Raw genomic sequence first — 6144 nt, 5'->3', positions numbered from 1 at the left:
CGTCCGCGGGCGGCCGGGCCGCGGGCGGGCACCGCGACCTGACGCCGCTGCCCGAGGCGGACCCGGGCGAGGTCAGGGTGCTGCTCGCCGACAGCGCGAGCCAGGAGGCCGCCGTGGTGGCCGACACGCTGCGCCGCGCCCACCTGCTCGACGGGGTGCCGTGGTCGCGGATGGCCGTGCTCGTGCGCAGCGCCGCCGTCCAGGTGCCGCTGCTGCGGCGCGCCCTGGTCACGGCCGGGGTGCCGGTGGTCGTCGCGGGCGACGAGGTCCCGCTCGTCCAGGAGCCGGGCGTGCGGCCGCTGATCACGCTCCTCGCCGTGGCCGTACGGCCGTCGTCGCTCGACGTGGCGACCGCCGAGGAGCTGCTGACCGGCCCGCTGGGCGGCACGGACATGATCGGCGTGCGCCGTCTGCGCCGCGCACTGCGGATCGCCGAGCACGAGGCCGCCGCCGCGTCCCTGGAGGCCGGGGAGGGCGGCCAGCCCACGCTGCCGTTCACCCCACGCTCGTCGGACGAGCTGCTGGTCGCCGCGCTGCGCGACGCCCGGGAGCTGATCCCCGTCGAGCCGCACGTCGGGGCGCCCGCCGAGCGGGTCGCCCGCCTGCTCAAGACGGCCCGGGACGCCGTACGGCGGGGCAGCGGCGCGGAGGACGTGTTGTGGGAGGTCTGGCAGGCGAGCGGCCTGGCCGAGCGCTGGAGTGAGGCGAGCCTGCACGGCGGCTCACGGGGAGCCCAGGCCGACCGCGACCTCGACGGCGTGGTGGCCCTATTCGACCACGCGGCCCGCTTCACCGACCGGCTTCCCAGAGCGGGGGTGGAGGTCTTCCTCGACGACCTCACCTCGCAGGAGATCGCCGGCGACTCCCTCGCCGAGACGGCCCCCGAGGGCGACGCCGTACGGATCCTCACGGCGCACCGGTCGAAGGGCCTGGAGTGGGACGTGGTCGTGGTCGCGGGCGTCCAGGAGGGGCTGTGGCCCGACCTGCGGCTGCGCGGGTCGCTGCTCGGCACCGAGACGCTGGTCGAGCTGGCCGCGGGGACCGCGCTCGACACCACGCAGGTCGCGGCGGCGGCGCTCGCATCGAAGCTGCTGGCCGAGGAGCGCCGGCTGTTCTACGTGGCCGCCACCCGGGCCCGCAGGAGGCTCGTCGTCACCGCGGTCGGAGGCGAGGACACCGACGAGCGCCCCTCCCGGTTCCTCACCGAACTGCTGCCCGGCGGCGTCGAGGAGGCCACGGTCGACGACCGGGCGCGCTGGCTCAGCATGCCGGCCCTCGTCGCCGACCTGCGGGCGGCGGTCTGCGACGCCACCCGCCCCGAGCCGGTGCGCCGCGAGGCCGCCGCGCACCTCGCCCGGCTGGCCCAGGCGGGGGTGCAGGGCGCGAGCCCCGGGGAGTGGTACGCCACGACCCCCCTGTCCGACGACCGGCCGCTCGGGTGGCCGGACGACATCGTGCAGATCTCGCCGTCCGCCGTGGAGAACTTCACCAAGTGCGGGCTGCGCTGGGTGCTGGAGACGGCCGTGGGCGCGGGGAGCACGAGCGTCACCCAGAGCCTCGGCACCGTCATCCACGCGATCGCCGTCCTGGCCGCCGAGGACGGCCCCGACCTGGCCAAGCGGCTCGACGACGTGTGGGAGCAGTTCGACTTCGGCGGCGTCTGGTTCAACCGCAAGCAGCGCAGGGTCGCCGAGCAGATGGTCGAGCGGTTCGTCCGGTGGCACAAGCAGAACCCCCGTGAGCTGGTGGCGCAGGAGGAGTCGTTCACGGCGGTGGTGTCCGAGGGCGTGCACATCAAGGGCCGGGTGGACCGGGTGGAGCGCGACGGCGACGGCCGGGCCGTGATCATCGACATCAAGACCGGGGGCTCCAAGCCGAAGGACGAGGAGATCGACCGGCATCCGCAGCTGGGGGTCTACCAGCTCGCCACGTTGCTGGGCGCGTTCAAGCGCCACGGGCTGGTCGAGCCGGGAGGCGCGTCGCTCGTCCAGGTCGGCAAGGCGGCCGGCGTCTCCGAGGTGGCGCGCGAGCAGGCGCAGCGGGCGCTCGGCGACGACCCCGAGCCCGGCTGGGCGCAGGATCTGGTCGAGACCGTGGCCGCGGGCATGTCCGCCAACGTGTTCGTCGCCAAGGTGAACGACGGCTGCCGCACGTGCGCCGCCAAGATCGCCTGCCCGGTGAACGACAACGGAGGACAGGTGTGCTGAGTCCCGGCGAGCTCGCGGGCAGGCTCGGGATCCTCCCGCCCACGCCGGAGCAGGCGGCCGTCATCGAGGCGCCGCTGGAGCCCGCCGTCGTGGTGGCCGGCGCCGGGTCCGGCAAGAGCGAGACGATGGCCGGCCGGGTCGTGTGGCTGGTCGCCAACGGCCTGGCGCGCCCCGAGCAGATCCTCGGCCTCACGTTCACCCGCAAGGCCGCCGCCGAGCTCACCGAGCGCGTCCGCAGGCGGCTCGACGGGCTGGCCGCCGCCGGGCTCGTCGAGGCGGAACTGCTCGACACCGAGCCGACGATCTCGACGTACCACGCCTACGCGGCCCGGCTGGTGACCGACCACGCGCTGCGCGAGGGGCTGGAGCCCACCATGCGCCTGGTCACCCCCGCCGTCGCCTGGCAGATGGCCGCGCGGGTGGTAGGGCGGTACGACGGGCCGATGGACCGGGTCGACCTCGCGCCGCCGAGCGTCACCGCGGCCGTGCTGGAGCTCGCCGGGGAGATGGCCGAGCACCTGCGGGGGCCCGGGGAGGTCCGCGAGGTCGGCGACTGGCTGCGCGACCGGCTCGCCGAGGTCCCCGGCCGCACCACGCTCGCCCAGCAGCGGCCGGTCAAGACCCAGGCCATGCGCGAGCAGCTGTTACCGCTGGTCGAGGCGTACGAACGGCTCAAGCGCAGCCGAGAGGTCATCGACTACGGCGACCAGATGGCGCTGGCCGCCCGGATCGCCTCCCGGCACCCGGAGGTGGGGGCGTCCGAGCGGTCCCGGTTCTCCGTGGTGCTGCTCGACGAGTACCAGGACACGAGCCACGCCCAGCTCGTGCTGCTGCGGGCCCTCTACGCCGGCGGCCACCCGGTGACCGCGGTCGGCGACCCCTGCCAGTCGATCTACGGCTGGCGCGGGGCGTCGGCCGGCAACCTGTCCCGCTTCCCGCGGGACTTCCCGGCCGCCTCGGGCGACCCCGCTCCCGTACGGCAGCTGTCGGTCAGCTTCCGCAACGGCGAGCGGGTGCTGGACGTGGCCGCGCGCGTCCAGGCGCCGCTGCGCCGCGAGGCGCGGCAGGTGCCCGTCCTCGTCCCGGGCGCGAACCGGGCCGGGCGCGGCCGGGTGATCTGCGCGTTCCACCCCACGGCCGAGGACGAGGCCGAGTGGATCGCCGAGGGCGTGGCCGGGATGCTCGGGGTCGACGGCGCGCCCGACGGCCTGCCGTGGGGCGAGGGCGAGCGGCTCAAACGCGGTCAGTTCGTGCCGTCGCTGCAGCCGCAGGACGTGGCGATCCTCGCCCGCAAACGCGCGCAGTTCCCCGCGTTGCGGCGGGCGCTGGAGGCGCGGGGCGTCCCGGTCGAGGTGGTCGGACTGGGCGGCCTGCTCACCGTCCCGGAGGTCGCCGACATCGTGGCCACGCTCCGGACCCTGTACGACCCGACGGCGGGCGACGCGCTGGTCCGGCTGCTCGCCGGGCCACGGTGGCGGATCGGCCCGGCCGATCTGAATGTCCTCGGCGAGTGCGCCAGGGAGCTCAACCGGGAGATCCGGCGCGGGCCGCGCGAGGGGGACCCGCTCGACCAAGCGGTGGCCGACCTGGCGGAGGAGCGCGGCAGCCTGGTCGACGCGCTCGACGAGCTGCCGGACCGGCCCGCATGGCTGGAGGCGTTCTCACCGGTCGCGCGGGTGCGGCTGCCGGCCCTCGCGCTGGAGCTGCGCACGCTGCGCGCCCACGCCGGGCAGCCGCTGCCGGACCTGATCAGCGAGGTCGAGCGGCGGCTCGGCCTCGACGTCGAGGTGGCCGCCCGGGGCGGCAGCCCCCTCGCGGCCCGGGCCGACCTCGACGCCTTCCTCGACGCGGCGGCCCGCTTCGCCGGCGACTCCGAGGACCCGACGCTGGGCGCGTTCCTCGCGTACGTCAAGGCCGCGGAGACCGAGGAGTTCGGCTTGGAGGCCGGTCGGGTCGGCGACACCAACAGCGTCAAGCTGATGACCGTCCACGCGTCCAAGGGCCTGGAGTGGCCCGTCGTCGTCGTGCCGGGGCTGTCACAGCTCACGACGCAGAAGGGCGGGCTGGCCAGGGGAAGCGTGTTCCCCGCCACCCCGGTCACCAACTCCCGCTGGACGGAGAACCCGCGCAAGCTGCCGTACCCGCTGCGAGGGGACCGGACCGACCTGCCCGAGCTGACGGGGCTCGGCAAGGAGGCGCTCGGGGAGTTCGAGGAGCGCTGCCGCGACCGGGACCTCATGGAGGAGCGCCGCCTGGCCTACGTCGCCGTGACCCGGGCCCACTACCTGCTCATCGCGTCCGGGTACCGGTGGGGGTCGTCGTCCAAGCCGCTGGAGCCGTCCGAGTTCCTGGTCGAGGTCCGCGAGGCCGGGGCCCGGGTGGTGCGCTGGGACGAGGGCGAGGCCCTGGAGAACCCGCTGCTCGCCGAGCCGCCGGAGGCGGCCTGGCCTGCCGTGCCCGTGCGGGAGCCGGTGCTGGACGGCGCCCGGCTCGTCGAGGAGGCCATGCTGGGCCTGGCCGGCGAGCAGGACACGGCGACCGGGCCCGACGGGCGGGCCGAGCTGAGGGAGCGCGACCGGGAGCGGATGCGGGCCTGGGCCCGGGACACCGATCTGCTGCTGCGGGAGCGGGAGGCGAGCCGCCGCCGCGGCGGCGCGGTGGTCGACCTGCCGTCAAGGCTGACGGTGTCGTCGCTGGTCACGCTGGCGAGCGACCCGTCGGCGTTCGCCCGGCAGGTGCGCCGTCCGGTGCCGCGCAGGCCGGCGCCGCTGGCCCGCCGGGGCACGGCCTTCCACCGGTGGCTGGAGTCACGGTGGGGCCAGCAGCGCCTGCTGGACGAGCTGGAGCTGCCCGGGGCGGCCGACGAGCCGTCCGAGGCCGACGTCCAGCTCGCGGAGTTGCAGGAGCGGTTCGAGGAGAGCGAGTGGGCCGGGAGGGAGCCGCTCGACCTGGAGGTGCCGTTCGAGACGATGATCGCCGACCGGCTGCTGCGCGGCCGGATGGACGCCGTCTTCCGTGAGGGCGACGGCTACGTGGTGGTCGACTGGAAGACCGGCGAACGCCCGCACGGCAGGGCCGCGGAGACGGCCTCGATCCAGCTCGCGGCCTACCGGATCGCCTGGGCGGCGCTCGCCGGCGTGCCGCTGGCGAAGGTGGGCGCGGCCTTCCACTACGTCCGCTCGAACGAGACGGTCCGCCCGGTCGACCTCCTCGACGCCAACGGCCTCACCGCGCTGATCCACCGGGTCCCAGAGGAGTGACCTCGCGTCAGCCGAACAGCGCTCCCGTCTCGATCTTGATCCCGAACGGCTCGGGCAGCTCCAGCGCCTCGCCCTCCTCCGCGATGACGACCTCCTGGTACGGCTGCCGCGTGTCGAAGGGTTCGAGATCGGGGAGCGGGCCGCTCATCAGCGTCACCGTGCGCGGAGCCGCCACGGGATCGACGATCATGAAGAGGGGGACCCCGGCCCGCGCGTAGTCCAGCGGCTTCTCCCGCCAGTCGACGACCCGGGTGCCGCCGGGCGAGCACACCTCCACCACCAGCAGCGCGCTGTGCCCACGGATTCGCATGTCGTCGTACTGCTCGACGACATCCGGGGCGACCATCAGGTCGGGCAGCCGGAGATCGGGCAGCGGCGGGATGTGCACCCCCCAGCACTGATAGAGACGCCAGCCGTTGGCCGGCTTCAGGGGGTACAGAACGTCGCAGAGCCGGTCGACGATGTCGGCACTCTTCCTGCCCATCGGCGGGCTCACGACGACCTGCCCCAGGCGGATCTCCCAGCGGTGGCCCGCCTCGTTGAGCTCCCTGCAGAGCCGCAGGAGCTGCAGTTCGTCCCGTTCCGGCCTGAACAGGGTCATGAGCTCGCCATCCTCGTCGATCGTGCGGGGAGCGTCACGACGTAGCAGCGATCGGTGGAGGTGGGCACCTGGGCCA

Annotated in this window: 3 protein-coding genes; 2 read left to right on the top strand and 1 reads right to left on the bottom strand. The window is 75.0% G+C overall.

Features of this window, described 5'->3' with window-relative positions; translation table 11 throughout:
- Both MPTA5024_RS34685 and MPTA5024_RS34680 read left to right on the top strand, forming a co-directional pair.
- Positions 1 to 2207 (top strand): ATP-dependent DNA helicase (locus tag MPTA5024_RS34685; protein WP_063794839.1); only part of this gene is annotated, 2207 nt, incomplete at its 5' end.
- Positions 2201 to 5467, top strand: coding sequence for an ATP-dependent helicase (locus tag MPTA5024_RS34680; RefSeq protein WP_084370249.1), 3267 nt, complete (start codon positions 2201 to 2203; stop codon positions 5465 to 5467). The genes MPTA5024_RS34685 and MPTA5024_RS34680, both read left to right, overlap by 7 nt.
- A gap of 7 nt (positions 5468 to 5474) precedes the next feature.
- On the opposite strand, the gene MPTA5024_RS34675 is transcribed toward MPTA5024_RS34680, so the two are convergent.
- The gene (locus MPTA5024_RS34675; protein WP_036332224.1) at positions 5475 to 6068 is read right to left on the bottom strand and encodes a Uma2 family endonuclease; all 594 of its coding nucleotides are present in this window, start codon (positions 6066 to 6068) and stop codon (positions 5475 to 5477) included.
- Between the last annotated feature and the right edge of the window lie 76 nt (positions 6069 to 6144).

The sequence above is a fragment of the Microbispora sp. ATCC PTA-5024 genome, from assembly GCF_000511135.2.
GTDB classification, from domain to species: domain Bacteria; phylum Actinomycetota; class Actinomycetes; order Streptosporangiales; family Streptosporangiaceae; genus Microbispora; species Microbispora corallina.
This window is presented reverse-complemented; position numbering and strand designations above follow the sequence as displayed.

Excerpts from the sequence above, each read along its gene's own strand:
- MPTA5024_RS34675 (WP_036332224.1), bottom strand. The coding sequence starts at position 6,068 with ATGACCCTGTTCAGGCCGGAACGGGACGAACTGCAGCTCCTGCGGCTC.